The 23,948-nt window shown below is 44.4% G+C and carries 21 protein-coding genes and 1 riboswitch; of the genes, 12 read left to right on the top strand and 9 right to left on the bottom strand.

The window, feature by feature from the left end; all coding sequences use genetic code 11:
* Positions 1-36 precede the first annotated feature (36 nt).
* The 3 genes from metH to BO219_RS00405 all read right to left on the bottom strand — a co-directional run bounded on the left by metH (position 37) and on the right by BO219_RS00405 (position 6,019).
* A complete protein-coding gene (gene metH / locus BO219_RS00415) occupies positions 37-3,426 on the bottom strand; it encodes a methionine synthase (protein WP_077427676.1) in 3,390 nt (1,129 codons plus the stop codon).
* Complete coding sequence (locus BO219_RS00410) at positions 3,419-5,266, bottom strand: bifunctional homocysteine S-methyltransferase/methylenetetrahydrofolate reductase (RefSeq protein WP_077427674.1); 1,848 nt, start codon at positions 5,264-5,266, stop codon at positions 3,419-3,421. The genes metH and BO219_RS00410 overlap by 8 nt, the downstream gene beginning before the upstream one ends.
* 69 nt (positions 5,267-5,335) lie before the next feature.
* Positions 5,336-5,437: riboswitch (SAM riboswitch) on the bottom strand.
* A 90-nt stretch (positions 5,438-5,527) separates the two neighbouring features.
* The gene (locus tag BO219_RS00405) at positions 5,528-6,019 is read right to left on the bottom strand and encodes a YajQ family cyclic di-GMP-binding protein (RefSeq protein WP_021094041.1); all 492 of its coding nucleotides are present in this window, start codon (positions 6,017-6,019) and stop codon (positions 5,528-5,530) included.
* A gap of 167 nt (positions 6,020-6,186) precedes the next feature.
* On the opposite strand from BO219_RS00405, the gene BO219_RS00400 reads away from it, so the two are divergent.
* Together BO219_RS00400 and BO219_RS00395 are read left to right on the top strand one after the other, a co-directional pair.
* Positions 6,187-7,152, top strand: coding sequence for a BMP family lipoprotein (locus BO219_RS00400; protein ID WP_077427672.1), 966 nt, complete (start codon positions 6,187-6,189; stop codon positions 7,150-7,152).
* Positions 7,153-7,164: 12 nt separating this feature from the next.
* On the top strand, positions 7,165-8,817 hold the full coding sequence (locus tag BO219_RS00395; RefSeq protein ID WP_077427670.1) for a methyl-accepting chemotaxis protein: 1,653 nt from the start codon (positions 7,165-7,167) through the stop codon (positions 8,815-8,817).
* 27 nt (positions 8,818-8,844) lie between these two features.
* Here the strand turns inward: BO219_RS00395 and BO219_RS00390 are convergent, their stop codons facing one another.
* Both BO219_RS00390 and BO219_RS00385 read right to left on the bottom strand, forming a co-directional pair.
* Positions 8,845-8,970 carry a DUF3941 domain-containing protein gene (locus tag BO219_RS00390; protein ID WP_003395443.1) on the bottom strand — a complete coding sequence of 42 codons (126 nt, stop codon included), beginning with the start codon at positions 8,968-8,970 and terminating at the stop codon, positions 8,845-8,847.
* A gap of 29 nt (positions 8,971-8,999) precedes the next feature.
* On the bottom strand, positions 9,000-9,863 hold the full coding sequence (locus tag BO219_RS00385) for a DegV family protein (RefSeq protein WP_077427668.1): 864 nt from the start codon (positions 9,861-9,863) through the stop codon (positions 9,000-9,002).
* Between the two features lie 87 nt (positions 9,864-9,950).
* On the opposite strand from BO219_RS00385, the gene BO219_RS00380 reads away from it, so the two are divergent.
* Positions 9,951-10,784, top strand: coding sequence for a YitT family protein (locus tag BO219_RS00380; protein WP_006318886.1), 834 nt, complete (start codon positions 9,951-9,953; stop codon positions 10,782-10,784).
* A 23-nt stretch (positions 10,785-10,807) separates the two neighbouring features.
* Here the strand turns inward: BO219_RS00380 and BO219_RS00375 are convergent, their stop codons facing one another.
* The 3 genes from BO219_RS00375 to BO219_RS00370 form a co-directional block, all read right to left on the bottom strand.
* Positions 10,808-10,981, bottom strand: a complete 174-nt coding sequence (locus tag BO219_RS00375) for a DUF3813 domain-containing protein (RefSeq protein WP_077427666.1) — start codon at positions 10,979-10,981, stop codon at positions 10,808-10,810.
* A 1-nt stretch (position 10,982) separates the two neighbouring features.
* Positions 10,983-11,135, bottom strand: coding sequence for a hypothetical protein (locus tag BO219_RS14605; RefSeq protein ID WP_198936602.1), 153 nt, complete (start codon positions 11,133-11,135; stop codon positions 10,983-10,985).
* 89 nt (positions 11,136-11,224) lie between these two features.
* Positions 11,225-12,031, bottom strand: a complete 807-nt coding sequence (locus BO219_RS00370; protein WP_077427664.1) for a Cof-type HAD-IIB family hydrolase — start codon at positions 12,029-12,031, stop codon at positions 11,225-11,227.
* Positions 12,032-12,139: 108 nt separating this feature from the next.
* On the opposite strand from BO219_RS00370, the gene BO219_RS00365 reads away from it, so the two are divergent.
* Positions 12,140-12,895 carry an alpha/beta fold hydrolase gene (locus BO219_RS00365; protein ID WP_164970089.1) on the top strand — a complete coding sequence of 252 codons (756 nt, stop codon included), beginning with the start codon at positions 12,140-12,142 and terminating at the stop codon, positions 12,893-12,895.
* A 70-nt stretch (positions 12,896-12,965) separates the two neighbouring features.
* Positions 12,966-13,670: a YwiC-like family protein gene (locus BO219_RS00360; RefSeq protein ID WP_077427660.1), complete on the top strand. Its 705-nt coding sequence runs from the start codon at positions 12,966-12,968 to the stop codon at positions 13,668-13,670.
* A 40-nt stretch (positions 13,671-13,710) separates the two neighbouring features.
* Here BO219_RS00360 and BO219_RS00355 read toward each other — a convergent pair whose 3' ends face one another.
* Positions 13,711-14,394, bottom strand: coding sequence for a Crp/Fnr family transcriptional regulator (locus BO219_RS00355; RefSeq protein WP_077427658.1), 684 nt, complete (start codon positions 14,392-14,394; stop codon positions 13,711-13,713).
* A gap of 173 nt (positions 14,395-14,567) precedes the next feature.
* Here BO219_RS00355 and argC point away from each other — a divergent pair, with 173 nt between their 5' ends.
* The 7 genes from argC to argF are packed head-to-tail and all read left to right on the top strand — an operon-like array spanning position 14,568 to position 23,914.
* Positions 14,568-15,593, top strand: coding sequence for an N-acetyl-gamma-glutamyl-phosphate reductase (argC, locus tag BO219_RS00350; RefSeq protein WP_077427656.1), 1,026 nt, complete (start codon positions 14,568-14,570; stop codon positions 15,591-15,593).
* 14 nt (positions 15,594-15,607) lie between these two features.
* Positions 15,608-16,834 (top strand): bifunctional ornithine acetyltransferase/N-acetylglutamate synthase, encoded by a 1,227-nt coding sequence (gene argJ, locus BO219_RS00345; protein WP_077427654.1) that lies wholly within the window; start codon positions 15,608-15,610, stop codon positions 16,832-16,834.
* A gap of 12 nt (positions 16,835-16,846) precedes the next feature.
* Positions 16,847-17,605: an acetylglutamate kinase gene (argB, locus tag BO219_RS00340; RefSeq protein WP_077427652.1), complete on the top strand. Its 759-nt coding sequence runs from the start codon at positions 16,847-16,849 to the stop codon at positions 17,603-17,605.
* Positions 17,602-18,759 carry an acetylornithine transaminase gene (locus BO219_RS00335; protein ID WP_077427650.1) on the top strand — a complete coding sequence of 386 codons (1,158 nt, stop codon included), beginning with the start codon at positions 17,602-17,604 and terminating at the stop codon, positions 18,757-18,759. Before argB ends, BO219_RS00335 begins: the two co-directional genes overlap by 4 nt.
* A gap of 49 nt (positions 18,760-18,808) precedes the next feature.
* Positions 18,809-19,876, top strand: a complete 1,068-nt coding sequence (locus BO219_RS00330; RefSeq protein WP_077427648.1) for a carbamoyl phosphate synthase small subunit — start codon at positions 18,809-18,811, stop codon at positions 19,874-19,876.
* Complete coding sequence (locus BO219_RS00325) at positions 19,869-22,973, top strand: carbamoyl phosphate synthase large subunit (RefSeq protein ID WP_077427646.1); 3,105 nt, start codon at positions 19,869-19,871, stop codon at positions 22,971-22,973. Before BO219_RS00330 ends, BO219_RS00325 begins: the two co-directional genes overlap by 8 nt.
* Positions 22,970-23,914: an ornithine carbamoyltransferase gene (gene argF / locus BO219_RS00320; protein ID WP_171699830.1), complete on the top strand. Its 945-nt coding sequence runs from the start codon at positions 22,970-22,972 to the stop codon at positions 23,912-23,914. The genes BO219_RS00325 and argF overlap by 4 nt, the downstream gene beginning before the upstream one ends.
* The last annotated feature ends 34 nt before the right edge of the window (positions 23,915-23,948 follow it).

The raw sequence follows: 23,948 nt of genomic DNA, 5'->3' as shown, positions 1-23,948 counted from the left end.
TGGATGTTGTGAAAAAGCTGATTAAAATCAGCTTTTTCACAACACGTTAAAATATCTCGCTTCCGGATGAGCGAAGACGATAGCGGAAACGGATGCTTCGGGCTCCATCATATAGCCTTCTGTTAAATGAATGCCAATTTCTTCTGGACGTAATAGGCGGAACAGTTTTTCTTGGTCTTCGAGATTTGGACAAGCAGGGTAGCCGAAAGAAAAGCGTTGTCCTTGGTATTTTGCCGCAAACCGTTGCTCCATCGTAAAGTCGGGCGAATCTGGAAAGCCCCAGCGGTCGCGCATAATTTGATGCACGCGTTCCGCCAATCCTTCCGCTAGTTCAAGCGCTAACGCTTGAATGGCGTGGCTTTTCAAAAACTGCCCTTCTTCTTTGAACCGTTGTGCTAAATCGCGCACGCCTGCGCCAGCGGTAACGGCAAATAGCCCGACGTAGTCGATTTGTTCGCTAGAAAGATAGTCTGCTAAACATAAATACGGTGCTTTCGTTTGTCTTGGAAACGTAAACGTCTCAATGACCGTTTGTTGATCGCGTGGGTCGTAAATGATCACCGTATCGCCGTCGCTTGTTGCCGGGAAAAACTGATATACCGCTTTTGGCGCAAGCGAGTTCGTTCGTTTTGCCTCGGCAAGTAATTCATCGATGAGCTCTTTTAACATGATCGCTTTTTCATTTCCTTCCGCCAACAGTTGTTTGACGTTTCCTTTTAAGCCAAGATGGTGACCAAGAAGCATTTGCCAATTGACGTACGGTTCGATATGTGAAAGCGGAATGTGTTGTAATATATGCCTTTCTGTATCGGTCGGAACGTAAATAGGTGCTTGCTTCACATTGGACTTTGTCATGACGGCGACAGCGTTTTGCTGTTTTGTTACATGTTCCACTTTTTCTTTTTTCTCATAGACGATATCTTGTTGAACGATGCGATTGGCTAGCGTCAGTCCTTCCATCGCATCTTTGGCGTACAAAACGATACCGTCATATTCAGGGGCAATTTTCGTATCGGTAAATTTGCGTGACAGAGCCGCTCCGCCAACTAAAATCGGTAACGAAATGCCGGCTTGTTTTAAGTCTTGGGCGGTAAGCACCATTTGTTGTGCGGATTTAACAAGCAGTCCTGATAAGCCAATCATATCGGGCTGTTCGTGTCGCACCGCTTCGATGAGTTGTTGTGGTGTCACTTTAATGCCTAAGTCAACGACATGAAACCCGTTATTGCTTAAAATAATGTCGACTAAATTTTTACCGATGTCATGTACATCTCCTTTGACGGTTGCAAGCAGCACTTTTCCTTTCACGCTCGTTTCGTTTTTCTCCATATACGGCTCTAAAAAGGCGACCGCGGCTTTCATCACTTCCGCACTTTGCAACACTTCGGCGACGATGAGTTGGTTGTCGTTAAATAAACGACCGACTTCGTCCATTCCGTTCATAAGCGGACCGTTAATAATGTCAAGCGGGCTGTACGTTTGTAATGCGAGCGTTAAATCTTCAATGAGCCCGTCTTTCGTTCCTTCAACGACATATGCGGCGAGCCGTTCTTCTAACGTCATATGAACGTTTGTTTGTTTCGGTTGCTTCGTTTTATCGCGATAAAATTGAATAAAAGCGTTTAACGTTTCATCGTTTGTGTCAAATAACAACGCCTCGGCTAAACGTACTTCTTCTTCAGGAATGGAAGCGAATCGCTCTAATTTTTCGGTATTGACGATCGCATAGTCGAGACCAGCTTGTGTGCAATGGTATAAAAAGACGGAGTTTAACACTTCGCGCCCGACAGGTGGCAAACCGAATGAGACGTTGCTAATGCCGAGCATCGTTAAACAGTTCGGCAAATGTTGTTTAATGAGGCGAATGCCTTCAATGGTTTCTTTCGCTGCACCAATATATTGTTCATCTCCTGTGCCGATCGGAAAAACGAGCGGATCGAAAATGATGTCGTGCGGTGAGACACCGTATTTGTTGACGAGTAAATCGTATGAACGAAGGGCGATATCAAGTTTTCGTTTCGCTTCGATCGCCATGCCTTGTTCGTCAATCGTGCCGACGACGACCGCTGCTCCGTATTGATGAAGAAGCGGAACAATTTTTTCAAATCGTTCTTCGCCGTCTTCTAAGTTAATCGAGTTAATAATCGCTTTTCCTTGCGAATACGACAAGGCGCAAGCGATGACGTCTTCATCGGTCGAGTCGATGACAAGCGGCACTTTTACTTTTTTCACGACTTGTTGAATAAATTGCTCCATATCTTCTTTTTCATCGCGGTCAGGGTCGGCTAAACAAATGTCGATGACGTGCGCCCCGTTTTTGACTTGAGCGCGAGCAATTTCTGCCGCTTCTTCATATTTTCCTTCCGCAATGAGCCGTTTAAACTTGCGCGAACCGATGACGTTCGTTCGTTCCCCAACAAAAAGCGGACGCATCGTTTCATCGTAAATGAGCGCATCAATGCCTGAGACAGCATGCATCGCAAACTGTTTCGGAATCGAGCGGGGCGGGATGTCGCGAACGGCTTCGGCGATCGCTTGAATATGTTGTGGTGTCGTGCCGCAACAGCCGCCGACGATATTTAGCCATCCTTTCTCGGCAAATTGGCGAATTTTTTTCGCCAGCATCTCGGGCGTTTCGTGATAATGTCCTTCTTCGTCAGGAAGACCGGCGTTCGGATAGCAGCTGACGGCGGTGTTCGCTAATGAAGCGAGCGATCGTAAATGATCGGTCATAAATTCCGGCCCTGTGGCGCAGTTTAAGCCGATAGCAAAAGGTTTCATATGTTGAACGGAAATAAAAAACGATTCGATCGTTTGCCCGGCAAGCGTCGTTCCCATCGGTTCGATCGTTCCAGAAATCATAAGCGGTACTTGTTTTCCAACCGCTTGAAACGCTTTCGTAATGCCGAGAAACGCAGCTTTCACGTTTAACGTATCTTGGCACGTTTCTAACAACAACAAATCGACGCCGCCAAGCAATAAACCGCGCGCTTGTTCTTCATAGGAAGAAATGAGTTCGGCAAATGTCGCTCCGCCTGTGACAGATAGCGTTTTTGTCGTCGGACCCATCGAACCGGCAACGAAGCGAGGGTGATCGCTCGTTGTATATTTTTCAGCCGCTCGTTTGGCGAGTTTCGCTGCTTCAATGTTTAATTCAAGCGCTAAATGCCCGAGGTTGTATTCGTCTAAGACGATGCGGGTCGCGCCAAACGTATTTGTTTCAACGATGTCCGCCCCTGCGGCGAAATATGCTTCGTGAATATGTGAGATGACATGAGGGGCGGTGAGCGTTAAATATTCGTTACATCCTTCGTACGCTTCCCCGCCAAAATCGTCCGCCGTTAAATTGGCCGCTTGAATCATCGTCCCCATCGCGCCGTCAATAATTAAAATTTTTTTCTCAAGCTGTGCAAATAAACTAGCCATAGTAAACCGTCCTTTCTTTTGCGAGCCGTTCTTTTTCATGAATGTAGCGAACGAGTTCGACTGTCATGTCGTAGCGTAAAAACGGTGTAATTAAATAAATGCCTTGGAATAAATCGAATGCTGCGTCGATAAGCGATTTGGCGATTGCCAATCCTTCTTTTGTTGCTTGAATCGGGTCGTTGGCACAAGCGGCCATGCGAGCGCGAATGTCATCAGACAATGTAATGCCCGGCACTTCATGGTGTAAAAAGTCGGCGTTGCGCGCGCTTGTCAAAGGCATAATGCCGATGTAAATCGGTGTTGATAAATGCTTTGTCGCTTCATAGACGTCTTCAATTTGTTTTTCGCTATAAAGCGGTTGTGTTAAAAAATAATGGGCACCACATTCAATTTTTTTCTCGAGCCGTTTCACCGCTTTATCTAAATGGCGCACGTTCGGGTTAAAGGCAGCGGCGATCGAAAAGTTCGTTTTTTGTCCGAGCGGTTTGCCCGAATACGAAAGCCCTTCGTTAAATTGCCGAATTAACGAAATAAGGTCAAATGACGATAAATCGTATACGGACGTTGCCCCCGGAAAGTCGCCGACTTTCGATGGATCGCCGGTTAAAGCAAGCACATCGGTCATGCCGAGCGTATGAAGCCCCATTAAATGCGACTGTAGGCCGATTAAGTTGCGATCGCGGCATGTAATGTGAATGAGCGGGCGCATGTTCAGTTGTTGTTTGACGATCGTTCCGACAGCGACGTTGCTAATGCGTGGTGTCGCCAGCGAGTTGTCGGCGAGCGTTAGCGCATCAATATGTGCTTCTTTTAACGCTTTTGCGCCTTCTAAAAATTTCGTTAAGCCGAGTTTTTTCGGCGGGTCAAGCTCGACGATAATTGACCGACGCATGCGCGCGATGTCAGCTAGGGAAGGTGCAGATGTTTGTTCCGCTTCTTGAACGGTGATTGTATGCCGCTGTTTGACTTCCTTTTTATATACAGGTGTGCGGTCAGAAAGGGCGCGAGCGATGGCGGCAATATGTTTTGGCGTTGTGCCGCAACAGCCGCCGATGAGGCGCACCCCTTGATCGCGAAACGCACGAGCGGTTTCTTCAAAATATTGTTCGCTCGTTTCGTAAACGAATCGCCCGTCGCGATATTGCGGCAAGCTTGCGTTTGGGTATACAGATAAAAAGGCGCGCGATGGAATCGGCACTTCTTCAAGCGAGCGCAACATATGATATGGGCCGAGATGGCAGTTTAAGCCGACGACATCGGCGCCAAGCTGTTCGAGTTGATACAGCGCATCTGCAAGCGGCATGCCATGTTGTAAGACGCCAATGTCGTGCAATGTGACGTGGGCGATGATCGGCAACGTTGTTTCTTGGCGAGCGATGGACAGAACAGTTTGCAATTCTTCAAAATCGTAATACGTTTCAAGTAAAAGCCCATCAACATTTTCGTTTAACAAGACGTACAGCTGTTCACGAAACGTTCGTTTCACTTCTTCAAGGGAAATCGTACTTTTGTTTGTGCTGCGCAATCCTCCGATCGTACCGAGCACGTAGGCGCGTCCTTTTGCGGCTTGTTTCGCAAGACTGACCGCTGCTTCGTTTATTTTTTTTACGTCATCTTGTAGCCCGTAACGCGCCAGTTTGACGTAGTTAGCGCCGTATGTGTTCGTTTGAATGATTTCAGCACCTGCATCAATATACGCTTCATGAATATGAACGATTTCTTCAGGTTTTGTGACGTTTAATTCTTCAAAACAACGATCGATGCCGTGTGCATATAATAACGTGCCCATCGCTCCGTCCGCGATGACGATGCGTTCTTTTAAGTCATTTAACAATCCCACGTCCATTCCTCCATTTCTCCGTTTAAAGTAAAAAAGTCTTCCTCATAAGAAGAAGACGTGAAGCGCTCCTTCTTATCTTCCAAGCGAATCGCTTGCTGGACTTAGCACCTTGACGATCGTCAGGTTGCTGAAGGTTCATCGGGCCAGTCCCTCCCCTTCTCTCGATAAGACGTTGTATGAAGTTATTCATAAATGTAACTGATTTTTTAGAAATATTCAACTATTTTTAATTAGAAAAGAAAAAGAAGGCAGCGCGCCTTCTTAACGGTAGTTGACGAATTGGACGTCGATCGGTAAATCTGCTTCGCGAATCGCGGCGATTACTTTTTGCAAATCGTCTTTACTTTTGCCGCTGACGCGAATTTGGTCTTCTTGAATTTGACTTTTTACTTTTAACCCTGTATTTTTAATGATTGTGTTAATTTTTTTCGCGTTGTCTTTGTCGATGCCTTGAACGAGTTTCGCACGCTGGCGCACCGTTCCGCCAGACGCAGCTTCCACTTTTCCGTATTGAATGTTTTTTGTAGGGACGCCACGTTTAATAAGTTTGCCGATGAGCACATCTTTCAGTTGTTCAAGCTTAAATTCATCGTCAGAAATGAGAATAAGCTCATCTTTTTCAAGCGAAATGTCGCTTTTGCTCCCTTTAAAGTCGTAGCGGTTTTGAATTTCTTTTAACGCGATGTTGACGGCGTTTGTGACTTCCGACAAATCGACTTTTGACACGATATCAAATGAACTTTCTTTTGACATATTGATCACCTCGGCATAAATTCGTTGTGTTTCCATTATAGTCGATTGTTGGCATACGAACAACTTTACAAAATTTTTATATATAAAAAGTAAACAAAACGTCGAACGATGTCGATATAATAAATGAAGTGAGATTTAATCGAATAGTAAGGAGATGAGGAAATTTTATGAAAAAAGTATTTTCACTCATCGTGGCAATCGTTTTGCTCGTTGCCGCAGGGTGTTCACAAACGAGTTCCTTTCAACCGAAAGAGCGAATAAAAGTGGGCATTATGTTGTCGGACGTCGGACTCGGTGATCAATCGTTTAGCGATTCGGCGTTTAAAGGATTGATGAAGGCGCGTGATGAACTTGGCGTCTTTTTTGATTATCGCGAGTTAAAAGAAACGGGAACGTATGAAAAAGGGCTAACGGAACTTGTTGAAGCTGGAAACGATCTCGTCATCGGACTTGGGTTTATGGTGCAACAAGATTTAGAAAAAGTCGCGAAAAAATATCCGAAACAACAATTTATATTAATTGATGCGGTGTCTGATTTACCAAACATCACTTCGATTACGTTTAAAGAAGATGAAGGAAGCTTTTTAGCGGGCGTCGTCGCTGGCATGTTGACGAAAACGAACAACGTTGGCTTTGTTGGCGGAGCGGATGTACCTTTAATTCGCAAATTTGCAAACGGCTTTATTCAAGGGGTAAAAGCGGTGAAGCCAGAAGCGAAGGTACAAGAAGTGTACGCAGGCAATTTCGGTGACGACAAGCTCGGAGCAAACATCGCAAAACAAATGATTGCTGCTGGCGCAGATGTGTTGTATGCGGCGGCTGGGTTTACAGGCGTCGGGGTGCTACGCGAGGCAGAGATGAATAAAAAATATGCGATCGGTGTCGATAGCGACCAATATTTTTATGCGGAAAAAGCGGTTGTGACATCGATGTTAAAAAATGTCGATGTGGCGCTATATACGGTTATTCAACAATATGTCGAAAAGAAAGAAGTGCCTAAAGGGACGGTCGAACTCGGCTTAAAAGAAAACGGTGTTGATTTAGCACCGATTCGCGTTGTGACATTCACTCCAGAACAACAAGCAACGCTTGAAAAATGGAAAGAAAAAGCGACGAACGGCATCGCACAATAAAGGAGGGATACGATGTCCATTAAACAGCGATTGTTATTTCATTCATTAGCCACGCCAGTTATTGCGGGCGCCATTATTGTGTTTATTATTATGAATATGCTGTCGATTCAATCGTCCAATCAAGATTTTGTGCCACTCATGATGAAGGCGCAACATTTACAAGCAGAATTGAAGGCGACGAAGCAAAGTTTAAGCAACTATGCGTATAGCCCGACAGAAGGGAATAAACAAGAAGTGCTTGTTCATTTAGCGGAATCGGAAAAGCTACTTCAAGCGTTAAATAAAGGATTAACTCAACCGTATTTCCGTTCTGCACTTGAACAGGCGAATAAAAAATTTGCGGCGCTTGATGCGGAATCGAAAGCGGCACTTGATGCGCGAAATGTAGCGGAAATTCGCCGCCAATCGATGCGGGCAGAAGGAGTATTAAACGACATATACGTCGTGAGCACGTATGTCGCTGAATATTATACGTATATGCAACAAACGTTACAAAAGCAAATTTCAGGCGTCATTACCATTTCGCTCGTTGCGATTGTCATCGTGTTATTGTTTGCTGGATTTAGCGGATTCCGTCTAACGCAAAAAATTACAACGCCGCTCAAAAAAATTGCTGAAAACGCGAAGCAAATCGCAAGCGGCAATTTGCGCATCGAGCCTGTGAAATATAATGGGAAAGATGAGCTTGCTGATTTAAATGCAGCGTTTACAACGATGGCTGATCAACTAAACGGTTTGCTTCAGTCGGTCGATACAGTAAGTAAGCAAGTCGAGACGTTTGCGAAAGAAATTGATGAAGAAACAAAAATGTTAACAGAAATTAACAATCAAGTCGCTGTCTCGACGAATGAATTATCCGCTGGGGCGCAAAGCATTTCGGAAGACTTGCAAAGTGCAGTACAGCTCATTGAACGCATGGAAGGAACTGTACAACAAAACGTTGCGCGTACGGAACAAGCGGCGCGTTATAGTGACGAAGCGGTAGAAGCGATTGTGCACGGTCAAGCAGCGTTAGCAGAACAAAAAGCATTTATTGATGAAAATGCAAAGGCGACCGCCTCAATCGAACAATCGACGGAACAGTTTGCGACGTATGCAAGCAAAATTGAAGATATGGCAAAAGCGGTATCTGATATTGCGACACAAACGAACTTATTGGCGTTAAATGCAGCGATTGAAGCAGCACGAGCAGGAGAAGCGGGGAAAGGGTTTGCCGTCGTTGCTGAAGAAGTGCGCAAACTTGCAGAAGAATCGTCGAAAGCGACAAATCAAATTTTTGAGATGGTGCAGCTCATTCAATCGGGGTTAACGAATGTGACCGAGGCGGTTCGCCGTGGGGTAAATATTGCGGAAGCGCAAACGAAAGCGATTGAGATGACAACCGATGCGTTTGCACAAATTGAAAGTAAAGTACAACATATTACAACAGACATGCAAGCGCTTGTGATCGGTATGGACGAATCGAAAGAGCTTGGTAAAAACGTCTTGCAAAACGTCGAAAGCATTAGTGCCGTTGTCGAACAGTCCGCAGCAGGTAGCGAAGAAATTGCTGCGTCGATGGTTGAGCAATTAGAAGCGTTCAAAAAAATGAGCGAAAAAGTGACGACGTTGCGCCAACTAACAGACGACTTACAAAAAATGATGGCAAAGTTTCAAATGAAGTAAAAAAGATGCTCCGCGCGAGCATCTTTTTTACAAATGGTTCGTTTCTTTTGAATAGGCGCGTTTGCCAGCTTGGCGGTTTTTTTCGCGCTCCATATTTTTCTCGTGTCGTTTCGCGTTATTGTCTTTTGCTTTTTTGTCGTTATCGCTCGTCATATGTTCGCCCCCTTTAAAGGGTAGTGTAGTCATTGCGCAAGCTGTTTATTCAAGAAAAAGAGGGCGATCGTTCCCGGTCCGGCGTGTGCTCCGATGGCGCCGCCGATTTCAGAAATGAAAAATTGTTTGCAGCCGAACGTTTCTTCAATCATCGCTTTTAGTTCGAGCGCCGTTTGTTCGTCATCGCCATGGCTAATGCCGATGAGCTGGTTTTGTACGTCTGCTCCGCGCTCTCGCATGATCTCGACCATGCGCTTTAGCACTTTCTTCCGCCCACGCACTTTTTCAATCGGAATCAACTTCCCATCTTCGACATGAAGAAGTGGTTTAATGTTTAGTACCCCACCGACAAATGCTGCTGTTTTGCTGACGCGACCGCCGCGCGCTAAATATTGTAAGTCATCAACGGTAAAAATATGTTCCATATGGCGACAATACGTTTCAATGGTTGTCACGACATCTTCGTATGCGATACCGCTTTCTGCAAGCTCAACGGCTTTTTTCACGACAAGCCCAAGACCGAGCGATGCGCATTTCGAGTCGATAACCGTTAACTTCGCGTCAGGATATCGTTCAAGCACATCGTTTTTTATCATGACCGCTGTTTGATATGTACCGGATAAAGCAGAGGAAAAGGCGATATAAATGGCAGGAATGTTTTCTTTGGCGAGCGTCGTAAATAGCTCTTCCATTTGCGCTGGTTTTGCTTGCGACGTTTTCGGTACATCTCCGTTACGCATCGCGTCGTACACTTGCTTTGGTTGAATCGTTAGTTGGTCGTCGTAGTCGTGACCGTTTATATGAACAGCTAACGGTAAAAAAGCAATTTGTTTTTCTTTTATAAAAGAAAGTGGCAAATCGCACCCGCTATCCGCTATAATTTTAATATTCATTTCAATCACCCCTATGTACATACTTATTTTAAGTGTAGCGGTTATAAGGAAAAAAAACAATTTTAGTGCTTTGTAGGAGGATGTTCTGTGGACGTAAAAAAACTGTTTGTCGTCGTCATTGGCGGATTATTAAACGCCATCGGCATGAATTTATTTTTAATTCCAGCGAACGTATATACGAGTGGGTTTGCTGGAGCGGCGCAGCTTATTTCCAAAGTCGTGGGCGACTACACACCTTATGCGCTTTCGACAGGTTTGTTGCTTTTTTTATTCAACATTCCGGTCGCTATTTTAGGATGGAAGAAAGTGGGTAAATCTTTTACGTTTTATAGCTTTTTAAGCGTTGTAGTCATGTCGCTCTTTCTTGAGCTTATCCCGGTTCGTTCACTTTCTGAAGATATTTTACTGAATGCAGTATTCGGCGGGGTGATTGCGGCAGTCGGAACGGGCTGGACGTTAAAATGGGGGGCGTCAACAGGTGGCTTAGATATTATTGCCCTTGTGTTGTCGCGCGTAAACGATCGCTCTGTTGGGACGTACATTTTTGCACTCAACTCCATCATTATTTTAACAGCCGGATATATGTACGGCTGGGAAAAGGCGTTATATACGCTTGTGACGCTGTATGTGACGACGCGTGTCATCGATGCGATTCATACGCGCCATCAAAAGCTTACCGCACTTATTATTACGACAAAAGGGGAAGAGATGAAGCAAGCGATCAAGTCACAAATGATTCGCGGCATTACCGTCATTCCGGCAAAAGGGGCATTTCTAAACGAAGATAAAGATATGCTAATGATCGTTATTACACGTTATGAGTTGTTTGATTTAAAACGAATTATTAAAGAAGTCGATCCAAAGGCGTTTACAAACATTATGCAAACGACAGAAGTTGTCGGGTTTTTCCGAAAAGATTAAAGCTGCGCGTGACGCGCAGCTTTTTACAATGTATCGAGCTCATCTTGCAAATCGTGCAACTGTCTTCGCTCCGCATCGTTCGCATTCGCAAAGGCGGATGAGAGCGCATTTTTCGCCACAGCGATGGCGCGTTCTGTTTTTTCTTCTTTTGCTTTAGCGACCGCTCTTTTTGCTTGTTGAAATAACGGATTACCCATATTAAAATCCCCCGAGATTCGTATGATCCGCTTCTTCTGCTTTGCGTCGTTCCGCTTCTTCATACGTCATATGATACGGAATGCGCTCATCATGTTTATAAACCGCATCAGCACCTTGTTGAACGAAACGTTTTGATTTATTTCGTTTGCCCACACGATATGCCCCCTTGTTTGCCGCTTGTGACGCATATGGCGTCGATGATAGTTTGTTCATGTTTACGTCACAATACGTAAGGGAATTTTTTATAACTTTAATAATGATTGCAAATAAACAGCGATCCCGTCTTCTTCGTTCGTTTTTGTCACATCGTCTGCGACCGCTTTTAGCGGTTCAATCGCATTGCCCATCGCGACACCTAATCCAGCCCATTTTAACATCTCGATATCGTTATCTTCATCGCCAAAAGCGATGACGCGTTCGCGTGGAATACCGTAATAGGAAGCAATTTTTTCAAGACCGACTGCTTTATGGATGCCGGTTCGGACGATTTCAATGACGTGCCACGGGGCTGTCCAACTGCGGTGGTCGATGACGTTTGCGTGCACTTCAGACAAATATGTGCGAATGCGCCCGACGTTTTGTTCGTCAGATAAAATTAAAATGCTCGTTGGATCTTTTCGTAAAATGTCACGTAAGTTTCCGATATATACATTTGGATTTCCTAAATTAAACAAATCAAGTAATTGCTCGTCATGTTCGTGAAAATAAACATCGTCCATCACTTCAGCTAAAATGTTGCGTACGTTATATTTTCGGCTTACTTCAACAATTTCTTTTACTGTTTCTAACTGAAGTGGCGTATGGTACATTCCCCAGCTGTCATCTTTCGGATGATGGACGAATGCACCGTTGAAATTGACGATCGGTGTCGTTAAGTCGAGTTGTTCATAATACATTTTACTTGCGCGATACGGGCGACCTGTTGCGATGACGACGACATGTCCCGCCTCTTTTGCTTTTTGAATAACATCATAAGAACGTGAAGAAATCGTTTTATCATCTTTTAACAACGTCCCATCTAAATCAATTGCAATTAAATGTTGTTCCATAACCGTTCCCCTTTTCGTTAAAATTATTCCTCATTCAGTGTATCGTTTTTCCAAAATATTTGTCTATATGGTAATATAATGTTAAAACATCATATGGGAGATGAGAACATGGTATCCATTATTCGCGAGTCGATCGCAAACATTCCTTGCTTACATGTCGTAAAAGAAGATGATATCCATCATATGCGTCCACTTGTCATTTTTATTCATGGTTTTACGAGCGCAAAAGAACATAATCTTCATTTCGGCTATTTGCTTGCCGAAGCTGGATATCGCGTCGTGTTGCCGGATGCGCTGTATCATGGGGAACGTCCAAATCCGCTTTCTGACGATGAACTTCATTTGTCGTTTTGGGATATTGTATTAACGACTATTCGTGAATTAGAGGACATAAAAAATGAACTAGTCGAACGAAACCTTGTCGATCGTGAGCGCATTGGCGTCGTTGGTACATCGATGGGGGGCATTGTGACGTTCGGGGCACTTACGCAATACGATTGGATTCGCGTCGCCGGCTCATTGATGGGAAGTCCGTGCTATAAAACGTTTTTTGATTTACAATTGCAATTTGCAGAAAGAAAAGGGATGACGTTGCCGCTCTCTAGGCAGCAACTTGAATCGTTGCGCAACACGTTAATGACATACGATTTATCATTGCAACCTGAAAAATTAAATGGCCGTCCGCTTTTTATTTGGCACGGAAAACAAGATGATGTCGTTCCGTTTGATTATACATACGCCTTTTATAAACAAATTGAGCCGTTTCATCAGCCGCTTACGATGCTAATTGATGAACATGCGGGACATAAAGTGACGCGCGAAGCGTTTTTACAAACGGTTCAATGGTTTGTCACACATTTATAAAAAAATGTGACAGACGTCACAAAGAAAAAAGAAGGAGAGTGGTACAATCGAAGATGAAGGAGGGGATACGATGATTCCAAAACAACATGGCGCTTGGGCGATGTTACTTATTCCGTTTTTATTCGGCATCGATATCGGTCAAGCGACATGGCTTCATCTTCCGTTATTTGTCGCATGGTTTTTCCTATATTTAGCCACATATATATGGACATTAATGATAAAAAAACAAGCAACTGTTCGTCATAAAAAATGGTTTGCAACATATATGTTGATCGCGCTTATTTTTGTCGCATTTCCACTTGCTTACAAACCGTCGCTCATTTATTTCGGTTTAGCGATGCTTCCGTTCTTTATTGTAAATATGTATTTTGCGAAAAAGAAAAAAGAGCGTGCGTTTGTAAACGATGTCGCTGCCATTATCAACTTTTCCATTGGTGGACTTGGGAGTTACTACATCGGTACGGGACATATGGATGAAAAAGCGTTGTTTTTATTTATTGCTTCCGTCTTGTTTTTCATCGGAAGCACATTTTACGTGAAAACGATGATTCGCGAAAAAAACAATCCACGCTATAAGTGGGCGTCATGGTTGTTTCATCTATTTGTCGTTGTCGTATGTGTTGCAACAGGAAACGGTTGGCTTGCCTTCGCGTATGTGCCGAGCGCCGTACGGGCGATTTATTTTTATGGAAAAGCGTTGTCGATTAAAAAAGTAGGGATTTATGAAATTGTCAATGCTGTTTATTTTGCGCTTGTTGTGATGATCGTTTATTAATATGATGCAAAACGGGTGTCTTCATTTTTCGGACACCCGTTTATTTCATGTTGCATATGTCGATTGGACAACCTTCGCAACGAATATCATCTTTTAAAAATTGTATATCGTAAATCGTCATTTTCCCTTTCTCGAAAGAAATGACGCCACGCTCTTTTAATTCTTTCAACAGGCGGCTGACGACTTCGCGTGCACTGCCACAAAAATTGGCGAGTTCTTGTGTCGTCATCGGAAGATCGATAAAAATACCGTCTTCTGTTTCAACGCCGTAGCTATTCGCTAAACGAATGAGTGTGGAATAAAGCGCACCTTTTTTTCCGTGCAAAATTAAATCGCGCACTTTTGTTTGCATCCGTTGTAATTGTAAATGAATCCATTGCATAAACTGCAACGCAAACGCATGGTCTGTCGTCAATTTTTCTTCGAGTTGTTGCTTGTTGATGACAGCTAACGTCCCCGCCTCCATCATTTTTGCGCTAACGGTACAAACGCACATCGATTGAAACGGAACGATCTCCCCAAACGCGTCCCCTTGCTCACAAATGCGAAGCAACAGTTCGCGCCCTTCCTCAGTCGTTTTACTCAATTGTACTTTTCCTGTACATACAACATACAGCTCACTTGCCGCTTCCCCTTCTTGAAAAATATATTCTCCTTTTTGAATGTCGATCGTATGGTGAGGGAGGGAAAGAAGCTCGGATAAGGAGATCGGTTGAATTGTCATATGCTAACCACCTTTTGTTGTTATCTAATTCCATTAAAAAGAAAAACAGATGCGGCGTCAATAAATGAATGGGAAAAACGAAAAATATTTAAATATACATTTGATTTTATTTTTATACAGTATTATAATGATAACTAAATTTATAAAATATACAGAAAGTGGGGAACAGGTTAATGAAAGTCTCCGTTATTGGAGCGACAGGATACGGGGGAATTGAACTCATTCGCTTATTGCAACATCATCCGCATATGCATGTCGTTTCTGTTCATTCATCTTCACAAGCAGGTGTTTCGCTACATGACGTGTATCCGCATATCGAGGAGCGTTTCGTCTTGCGTGATATTCGAAGCGATGATATCGAAGGCGAGCTTGTGTTTTTAGCGACACCGCCTGGCGTATCGAGCGAATGGACGCCGAAATTGCTGGCAGCAGGGCATAAAGTCATCGATTTATCCGGAGACTTTCGTTTGCGTGACGGGAACGTATATGCGAAATGGTATAAAAAAACGCCACCGAGTGAAGAAATGTTTAAGCAGGCTGTATACGGTTTAACGGAATGGAATCGTGAGCATATTGCGAAGGCGAATATCGTTGCCAATCCCGGTTGTTACCCGACAGCGACGTTGCTCGGATTAGCGCCACTCGTCATTCAAAAATGGGTTGTTTCTGATTCGATTATTGTCGATGCGAAATCAGGTGTGTCTGGTGCAGGGCGCGGGGTGTCGCTTGGCGTTCATTTTGCAGAAACGAATGAAAACGTAAAAATATACAAAGTGAATACGCATCAACACATTCCTGAAATTGAACAAATGTTAGGCGATTGGAATGACCAAATTGGGCCGATTACGTTCAGCACGCATTTAATTCCGATGACGCGCGGCATTATGGCGACGATATATGCGGAAGCGGCATGTATCGTATCGGTTGATAGAATAATAGAGTTATATGAAGAAACGTACAAACATTGCCCGTTCGTGCGCGTGCGGGAAGCTGGATCGTTCCCATGTACGAAAGACGTATATGGCTCAAATTATTGTGATATTGGGATTGCTTATGATGAGCGCACGAATCGCATTACTGTTGTGAGCGTGATCGATAATTTAATGAAAGGGGCGGCAGGGCAAGCCGTTCAAAATGCAAATGTGATGTTTGGATTCGACGAACAAACGGGACTGACGGCGATGCCGATGTATCCGTAAATGGGGGGAGAAAAGTGAAAGTGAAAGAAAAAAAAGTAAAATATATAGCCGATGGAACGATTGTTACACCGAAAGGATTTCAAGCCGCTGGTGTGCATGCGGGACTGCGTTATACGAAAAAAGATTTAGGGGTGATTGTTTGCGACGTGCCGGCAACATGTGCGGCAGTGTATACGCAAAATGTGTTTCAAGCAGCCCCTTTGCAAGTGACGAAACAAAGCATTGCGGTAGAACAAAAACTTCAAGCAGTCATTGTCAATAGCGCGTATGCGAATGCATGTACAGGAGAACAAGGATTACAAGATGCGTACGAAATGCGGAAGTTGTGTGCGGAAACATTTGGACTTCATGAGCATCTCGTAGCGGTCGCATCGACAGGAGTCATTGGTGAGTATTTGCCGATGGAAAAAATTCGTGCGAGCATTCCAAAATTGAAACCGAAGGCGGAATGGGATAGTGCAGTTGATTTTCAAACGGCCATTTTAACGACTGACCTTGTTATGAAAAAAACGTGTTACGAAACGGTTGTAGACGGTCAAGTCGTGACTATTGCAGGGGCGGCAAAAGGTTCGGGGATGATTCATCCAAATATGGCAACGATGCTTGCTTTTATTACGACGGATGCGAACATCCCATCAGACGTATTACAAGATGCGCTGCGCTCCATTACAAATGTGTCGTTTAATCAAATTACGGTCGACGGAGAAACGTCAACAAACGATATGGTCATCGTCATGGCAAGCGGATTGGCAGGCAATGAGACGCTTTCCCCGCAACATCCGGATTGGGAAAACTTTTATGAAGCGCTTCGCCAAACGTGTGAACATTTAGCGAAGCAAATTGCACGTGACGGTGAGGGCGCAACAAAATTAATTGAGGCGCGTGTAAAAGGAGCAAAAACAGACGAAGAAGCGAAATGGGCGGCGAAACATATCGTCGGATCGAATTTGGTGAAAACAGCAGTATATGGGGCAGATGCAAATTGGGGGCGTATTATCGGTGCGATTGGACATAGCGGAGCATACATCAAACCAGATTGTGTCGACGTATGGATCGGTTCGATTCACATGTTAAAACAAAGCCAACCGATGCCGTTTTCAGAACAAGAAGCGAAAGCCGCTCTAATGGAAGATGTCGTGGTGATTACAGTCGATTTGCATGTCGGCGAAGGAGAAGGGATCGCATGGGGATGCGATTTAACGTACGACTACATTAAAATTAATGCGAGCTATCGCACATAAGGTGGGATCGTTGTGATTGTCATTAAATGCGGCGGCAGTGTGCTTCATGAGTTATCTCCATCGTTTTTTACGAGCGTTAAACAACTAAGAGAAAGTGGACTTGATGTTGTCATCGTTCATGGTGGTGGACCAGACATTGGGCATTTGTTACAGGCGCTCAACATTCCGTCCGAATTTGTCAACGGCTTGCGAAAAACGACAAAAGACGTGCTAGACGTTGTTGAAATGGTGTTAAACGGAAAAGTGAACAAGACGCTCGTTTCACTTTTGCAAACAAACGGCATTCGTGCGGTTGGTTTGTCCGGTGTCGACGATCGCTTGTTACAAGCGAAACCGATCGACGTACAAACGCTCGGCTATGTAGGAGAAGTCGTACACGTTCATGCGAAAATGTTGCATATGTTGTTGCGTCACGGATACGTCCCTGTCATTGCGCCAATCGGTGTGGATGAACGTGGACAAACGTACAACATTAACGCCGATACAGCCGCCTCTGCCATTGCGCAGGCGCTTTCGGCTGACAAACTCGTTTTTGTCACAGACGTCGCTGGTATTTTAAAAAATGGAGAAGTTGTTAAAGAAGCAACTGCTCAAACGATTGAGGCAATGATGGCTGATGGAACAATTTCAGGTGGAATGATTCCGAAAGTAAAAGCTGCTCTTCACGCGCTCCATTCGGTTCAAGAAGTGGCGATTGTGAGCGGAAAGGCTTCATTTTATAAAGAAGGAACGTGGCATGGAACGATGATGAAGAAAGAGGTGTACGTATGATTTTTCCAACGTATCAACGATTCCCGATTACGGTGGCAAAAGCTGAGGGGACGAAACTTATCGCAACAGACGGAACATCATATCTCGATTTTGTCGCAGGGATTGCCGTATGCAATCTCGGTCATCGCCATCCTGCAGTGCAACAAGCGCTTGAGGCGCAACTAAATGAAGTATGGCACGTGTCCAATTTATTTCATCTCCCGATTCAAGAAGAAGTCGCTTCTCTTCTCGTTCAACATTCTGTTGGCGATGCAGTATTTTTTTGCAATAGCGGAGCGGAAGCAAACGAAGCGGCGATCAAGCTTGCACGCAAACATACGGGACGTTCGAAAATCATTACGTGTGAACAGTCGTTTCACGGGCGTACGTTTGCGACGATGTCAGCAACAGGGCAAGCGAAAATTCATGACGGCTTTGGCCCGTTGTTGCCGACGTTTGTGTATGTACCGTTTAACGATATCGATGCCCTTCAGAGAGAAATGGATGAAACGGTAGCGGCTGTCATGGTGGAAGTCGTGCAAGGTGAAGGCGGTGTTGTCGTCGGAGAAAAATCATTTTTACAGGCAGCACAACAGCTTTGTCAAACGTATGGAGCATTGTTGATTGTCGATGAAGTGCAAACGGGCATCGGGCGAACAGGAACGTTATTCGCTTACGAACAGTTTGACATTTCACCTGATGTTATTACGATTGCGAAAGGGTTAGGAAGCGGATTTCCTGTTGGGGCGATGATCGGAAAAAAACATGTCGTTTCAACATTTAGCGCTGGCGTACACGGTTCTACGTTTGGGGGCAACGCTTTGGCGATGGCAGCAGCAAAAGCAACGCTTGAGATCGTAGCACAGCCGTCATTTTTACAACAAGTGCAGGAAAAAGGAATATATTTCAAAAGTAAATTAGCCGAGCAATTAAAAGACGTTCACATCGTTCAAGAAGTACGCGGTTTAGGGTTAATGATTGGCATCGTATGTCGCGAACCAGTCGCAAACATCTTACCACATATTCACGATAAAGGATTGCTTGTTTTAGCCGCAGGGCCGAACGTGATTCGTCTGTTACCACCGCTCATTGTCACGAAAGAAGAGCTTGATGAAGCAGTTGATATGTTACAAGAAGCGTTAACGTTATATGAACGCAATTTTTTATACGCATAAATGAATAAAAATTCTTTTTGTTTAATAAACATTCGGTTGGGGTGTTGAAATGGAAGCGTATTTACATTTACAAAACGGCAAAACGTTTGTCGGCAATTTAGAAACAGCGTGGACGGGAGATATTGCGGGAGAAGTTGTCTTTTTTACAGGAATGACAGGATATCAAGAAGTGTTAACAGACCCGTCGTATAAAAATCAAATGATTGTTTTTACGTATCCGCTCATTGGAAATTACGGGATTAATGAAGTCGATTTTGAAAGCAAACAGCCGCATGTAAAAGCTGTCATCGTTTATGAAGCAGAAGAGACGGGACATCATTACGAAGCGGCCTATAGCCTCAAGCAATATTTGCAAAAATGGAACGTCCCCCTTCTTACGCATGTGGATACGCGAGCGGTTGTGAAACAAATTCGTGAACATGGGGCGATGCCTGCTGTCATTTCAACGAGCCGACAGGCGAGCGTGCAAATGGAGGAACGAGCGCCTGTTCCACTCGTCAGTACATCGGATGTACAAACGTACGGAGACGGTCATATGCATGTTGTTTTATTTGATTTTGGCTACAAAAAATCAATCGTTCAGTCGTTAATCGATCATGGGTGTCGTGTCACCGTCGTTCCGTACAATACGCCGTTCCAAACGGTTGAGCAACTCGATGCTGACGGGGTGTTGTTATCGAACGGACCGGGGGATCCGAAACAGTTGTCGCGTGAGCTGCCCAATATTTTAGCTGTCATTGAACGGTATCCGACGCTTGCGATTTGTTTAGGACATCAGCTCGTGTCGCTCGCTTACGGGGGGGATACGGAAAAATTGCCGTTTGGGCATCGTGGGGCGAATCAGCCGGTATATGATGCGAAAACGAAAAAAGTGTTGATGACGTCACAAAATCATGGCTATGTCGTGAAAGCAGAAAGTTTAGCTCATACGCCGCTCTCTGTTCGGTTTATTAACGTGAACGACGGTTCGGTCGAAGGCGTTGTCCATGAAACGAAACCGATTTTATGTGTGCAATACCATCCTGAAGCGCATCCAGGACCGAATGATACGCAATTTATTTTTGCAGAATTTGTCGACATGATGAAAGCAGCAAGAAAGGAGAAAGTGTATGCCTAAAGATACAACGCTTCGCTCGATTCTTGTCATCGGTTCAGGGCCGATCGTCATCGGGCAGGCAGCGGAGTTTGACTATTCAGGAACGCAAGGTTGTTTAGCATTGAAAGAAGAAGGATACCGCGTCATTTTAGCAAACAACAATCCTGCGACAATTATGACCGATGAAGTGCATGCGGATGCGGTATATTTTGAGCCGCTGACCGTTGAAAGTATGGAAAAAATTATCGCAAAAGAGCGACCCGATGGGCTGTTGGCTACGCTTGGCGGGCAAACCGGACTGAATTTGGCTTTTGCGCTCCATGAACGTGGTATTTTACAAAAATATAACGTTCGCTTGCTCGGTACACCGATTGAATCGATTCAACGTGGTGAAGACCGCGAAGCGTTTCGAGCGTTAATGTATGAATTAAATGAACCGGTGCCAGAAAGCGAAATTGTAACGACAGTTGAAGAAGCGGTGCAATTCGCAAAACAAATCGGGTTTCCGATCATCGTCCGTCCGGCATATACGCTCGGTGGAACAGGCGGCGGCATTGCCGAAACGATGGATGAGCTTGTTGACATTGTCACAAAAGGATTGCAGGAAAGCCCGATTACGCAATGTTTAGTGGAACGGAGCGTCGCGGGGTTTAAAGAAATTGAATATGAAGTGATGCGCGACCATACGAATACGTGCATTACGATTTGTAATATGGAAAATATTGATCCTGTCGGTATTCATACGGGCGATTCGATCGTTGTTGCCCCGTCGCAAACGTTGACGGATGTCGAATATCATATGTTGCGTTCCGCTGCGATTAAAATTATTTCGGCGCTTGGCGTTGTCGGTGGATGCAACATTCAATTTGCGCTCGATCCGAAAAGTAAAAAGTATTATTTAATTGAAGTCAATCCGCGTGTGAGTCGATCGTCTGCGCTCGCATCGAAAGCGACCGGTTATCCGATCGCTAGAATGGCGGCGAAATTGGCGGTCGGCTATACGCTAGCCGAGCTTATTAATCCGGTGACGGGACATACGTATGCGAGCTTTGAGCCTGCACTCGATTACGTCGTTGTCAAATTTCCGCGCTTTCCGTTTGATAAATTTTCGTTTGCCGATCGTCGTCTCGGGACGCAAATGAAAGCAACAGGAGAAGTAATGGCGATTGATCGCAATTTCGAGCGAGCGTTGCAAAAGGCACTTCATTCGCTTGAGTTAGACCATATTGGCTTATATTCACCAACAATGGCAAAACAGCCGACGAAGATGTTAATTGACATCGTAAAAACGGGAGACGATCGGCGCTTTTTTGCGATCTTAGAGCTGCTTCGGCGCGGCATGTCAACGGAGCAAATATATGAATGGACGAAAATCGATTTGTATTTTTTAACGCGTTTCGCTCAGCTTATTGCGCTTGAACAACGAGCGAAAGAAACGACGCTTCATTTGATTGATGAACAAACGTTTCGGACGTTAAAAGAAAAAGGATTTTCTGACGCGTATTTAGCTCATATATGGAACGTCGCTGAAAAAGATGTGCGCGAAAAAAGAAAAACGTATGGCATTGTTCCAGCTTATAAAATGGTCGATACGTGTGCAGCAGAATTTTCAGCTGAAACATCATACTATTATTCAACATATTTTGGCGAAAGTGAAGTGCAAACGAGCGACAAACCGAAAATGCTTATTCTCGGTTCAGGACCGATTCGTATTGGGCAAGGGATCGAGTTTGATTACAGTTCTGTTCATTGTGTGTACGCTTTGCAACAAGCGGGTTATGAAGCGATTTTAATCAACAACAATCCTGAAACGGTAAGTACCGATTTTACGGTAGCGGATCGTTTATATTTTGAACCGCTCACCGTCGAAGACGTATTAAATGTGGTGGAAGCGGAAAACGTCAAAGCGGTCATCGTGCAATTTGGTGGGCAAACGGCCATTAATTTAGCAAGCAAACTTGAAGCGTATGGCGTTTCCATCATTGGAATGAATAGCGATACGATCGATCAGTTGGAAGATCGGGAGCGTTTTTATACGTTGCTTCAATCGCTTGACATCCCACACGTGAAAGGGGCGACGGCAAACGATGAAACGGAATTATGGAGAAAAGTAGAAGAAATTGGATATCCACTTTTGCTTCGCCCATCGTATGTCATTGGCGGGAGAGGGATGCATATTGTTCACGATAAACAACAGCTTTCTGCCCTTGTAGAGCAAGGCATCGTTTATCCTGTATTAATTGACGAATATGTGCGCGCAAAAGAAGGCGAGCTTGATGCGATTTGTGACGGATATGACGCGTTTGTTCCGACGATCATTGAACATGTCGAAAAAACGGGGGTGCATTCGGGCGATAGTTATGCATTGTTGCCTGCTCAATCGTTTACGAAAGAAGAAAAAGAAAAAATGATCGACTATACGAAACGAATCACAAAAAAGCTTTATTTTAAAGGATTAATGAACGTTCAGTTTATCGTACGAGACGGCGAAGTGTACGTATTAGAAGTGAATCCGCGGGCAAGTCGTACCGTTCCAGTTGTTAGTAAAGTGACAGGGGTACCGATGGTTCAACATGCGACAAACGTATTGCTTGGGAAATATTTGTCGGAAGACGTCAAACAAACGGTTTGTATCCCGTATGTTGTCTTAAAATATCCGGTGTTTTCGACATACAAACTGCCGGGTGTCGACCCGCTCGTTGGGCCAGAAATGAAATCGACAGGCGAAGGCATTAGCATCGCCAAAACGATCGAAGAAGCAGCATATAAAGCGTTTTATCCATATCTCGTGAAGAAAAAAGAGGCGCATGAAATATACGTCGATGCGCCAGCGGATGCGAAGTCCTTTATTGAACAAGCGCAACAACAAGGAGTAACGATTGTAACAGATGAGCCGTTTGAACAATGGGTCGCGAAAAAAGAGGCGCTTGCGTTTGTTAGCTTTATGCGTGATGAACAAAGTGCGGGGCGAAGAAAACAAGCGCTCGCTCGCCATGTGCTCGTGTTAACGGAAGAAGAAACAGCGAAATTGTTTTTACAAGCATGGTCAAGTAAAGATTTTTCCGTTTGTTCGATTCAAGATTGGTTAAAAACAATAAGTGAAGTGGTGAGAAAATGAACATGACAGCAACCATTCAATTAAAAGGAAAAGATTTTTTAACGTTAGCGGATTATTCAAAAGAAGAAATTGAATATTTGCTTCATTTAGCTGTTGAATTAAAAGAAAAACAACAAAACGGGGAGCGGTATACGCCGTTAAGCGGCAAAACGTTGGCAATGATTTTTGAAAAGCCGTCAACGAGAACGCGCGTCTCGTTCGAAGTAGGTATGGTGCAATTAGGCGGACATGCGCTTCATTTAAGCAGTCGCGATTTGCAAATTGGGCGCGGAGAAACGATTGCCGATACGGCGCGCGTATTGTCCGAATATGTCGACGCCATTATGATTCGCACATTTGAGCATGAAAAAGTCGCGGAACTTGCTCATTATGCGACGATTCCAGTTATTAACGGGTTAACTGATGACGATCACCCGTGTCAAGCGCTTGCTGATTTATTGACGATTTATGAAGTAAAAGGAAAACTACAAGGACTAAAGCTAGCCTACATTGGCGATGGAAACAATATGGCACACGCATTAATGCTGGCTGCTGCAAAAGTCGGCATGCATTGTGTGGTCGCTTCACCGAAAGGATATGAGCCGAAAGAAGCGATTGTTAAAGAAGCGAAGCAGATCGCAAACGAAAGCGGAGCGACGATCGTTGTCACAAACGATCCGTACGAGGCGATTGCTGACGCGGATGTCGTATACACTGATGTATGGGCAAGCATGGGGCAAGAAGCAGAAGCGAACGAACGGATGCACATATTTGCACCGTTTCAAGTGAATGAAGCACTCGTCCAACGAGCGAAACAAGATTTTATGTTTTTACATTGCCTGCCAGCCCATCGTGGAGAAGAAGTGACGGAAGGTGTCATCGATGGAAAACAGTCGTACATTTTCCAACAGGCAAGCAATCGTCTTCATGCACAAAAAGCATTACTCGTTTCGTTGCTGTAGCATTTGGATGCCCATCCGTTATTTCTCATCATGT

The organism is Anoxybacillus kestanbolensis (assembly GCF_001996285.1).
In the GTDB taxonomy this organism is placed as follows: domain Bacteria; phylum Bacillota; class Bacilli; order Bacillales; family Anoxybacillaceae; genus Anoxybacillus; species Anoxybacillus kestanbolensis_A.
Note: the sequence above shows the minus strand (reverse complement) of the source record. Positions and strands in the feature narration are given on the sequence as shown.

Bases quoted from the DNA above. Each gene is read 5' to 3' on its own strand.
- BO219_RS00335 (WP_077427650.1), top strand. From the start codon at position 17,602: ATGATTTTTCCAACGTATCAACGATTCCCGATTACGGTGGCAAAAGCT.
- BO219_RS00400 (WP_077427672.1), top strand. From the start codon at position 6,187: ATGAAAAAAGTATTTTCACTCATCGTGGCAATCGTTTTGCTCGTTGCC.
- BO219_RS00330 (WP_077427648.1), top strand. From the start codon at position 18,809: ATGGAAGCGTATTTACATTTACAAAACGGCAAAACGTTTGTCGGCAAT.
- metH (WP_077427676.1), bottom strand. From the start codon at position 3,426: ATGGCTAGTTTATTTGCACAGCTTGAGAAAAAAATTTTAATTATTGAC.
- BO219_RS00370 (WP_077427664.1), bottom strand. From the start codon at position 12,031: ATGGAACAACATTTAATTGCAATTGATTTAGATGGGACGTTGTTAAAA.
- argC (WP_077427656.1), top strand. From the start codon at position 14,568: ATGAAAGTCTCCGTTATTGGAGCGACAGGATACGGGGGAATTGAACTC.
- BO219_RS00390 (WP_003395443.1), bottom strand. From the start codon at position 8,970: ATGACGAGCGATAACGACAAAAAAGCAAAAGACAATAACGCGAAACGA.
- BO219_RS00385 (WP_077427668.1), bottom strand. From the start codon at position 9,863: ATGAATATTAAAATTATAGCGGATAGCGGGTGCGATTTGCCACTTTCT.
- BO219_RS00365 (WP_164970089.1), top strand. From the start codon at position 12,140: ATGGTATCCATTATTCGCGAGTCGATCGCAAACATTCCTTGCTTACAT.
- BO219_RS00395 (WP_077427670.1), top strand. From the start codon at position 7,165: ATGTCCATTAAACAGCGATTGTTATTTCATTCATTAGCCACGCCAGTT.
- BO219_RS00325 (WP_077427646.1), top strand. From the start codon at position 19,869: ATGCCTAAAGATACAACGCTTCGCTCGATTCTTGTCATCGGTTCAGGG.
- BO219_RS00405 (WP_021094041.1), bottom strand. From the start codon at position 6,019: ATGTCAAAAGAAAGTTCATTTGATATCGTGTCAAAAGTCGATTTGTCG.
- argF (WP_171699830.1), top strand. From the start codon at position 22,970: ATGAACATGACAGCAACCATTCAATTAAAAGGAAAAGATTTTTTAACG.
- BO219_RS00375 (WP_077427666.1), bottom strand. From the start codon at position 10,981: ATGGGTAATCCGTTATTTCAACAAGCAAAAAGAGCGGTCGCTAAAGCA.
- BO219_RS00360 (WP_077427660.1), top strand. From the start codon at position 12,966: ATGATTCCAAAACAACATGGCGCTTGGGCGATGTTACTTATTCCGTTT.
- BO219_RS00355 (WP_077427658.1), bottom strand. From the start codon at position 14,394: ATGACAATTCAACCGATCTCCTTATCCGAGCTTCTTTCCCTCCCTCAC.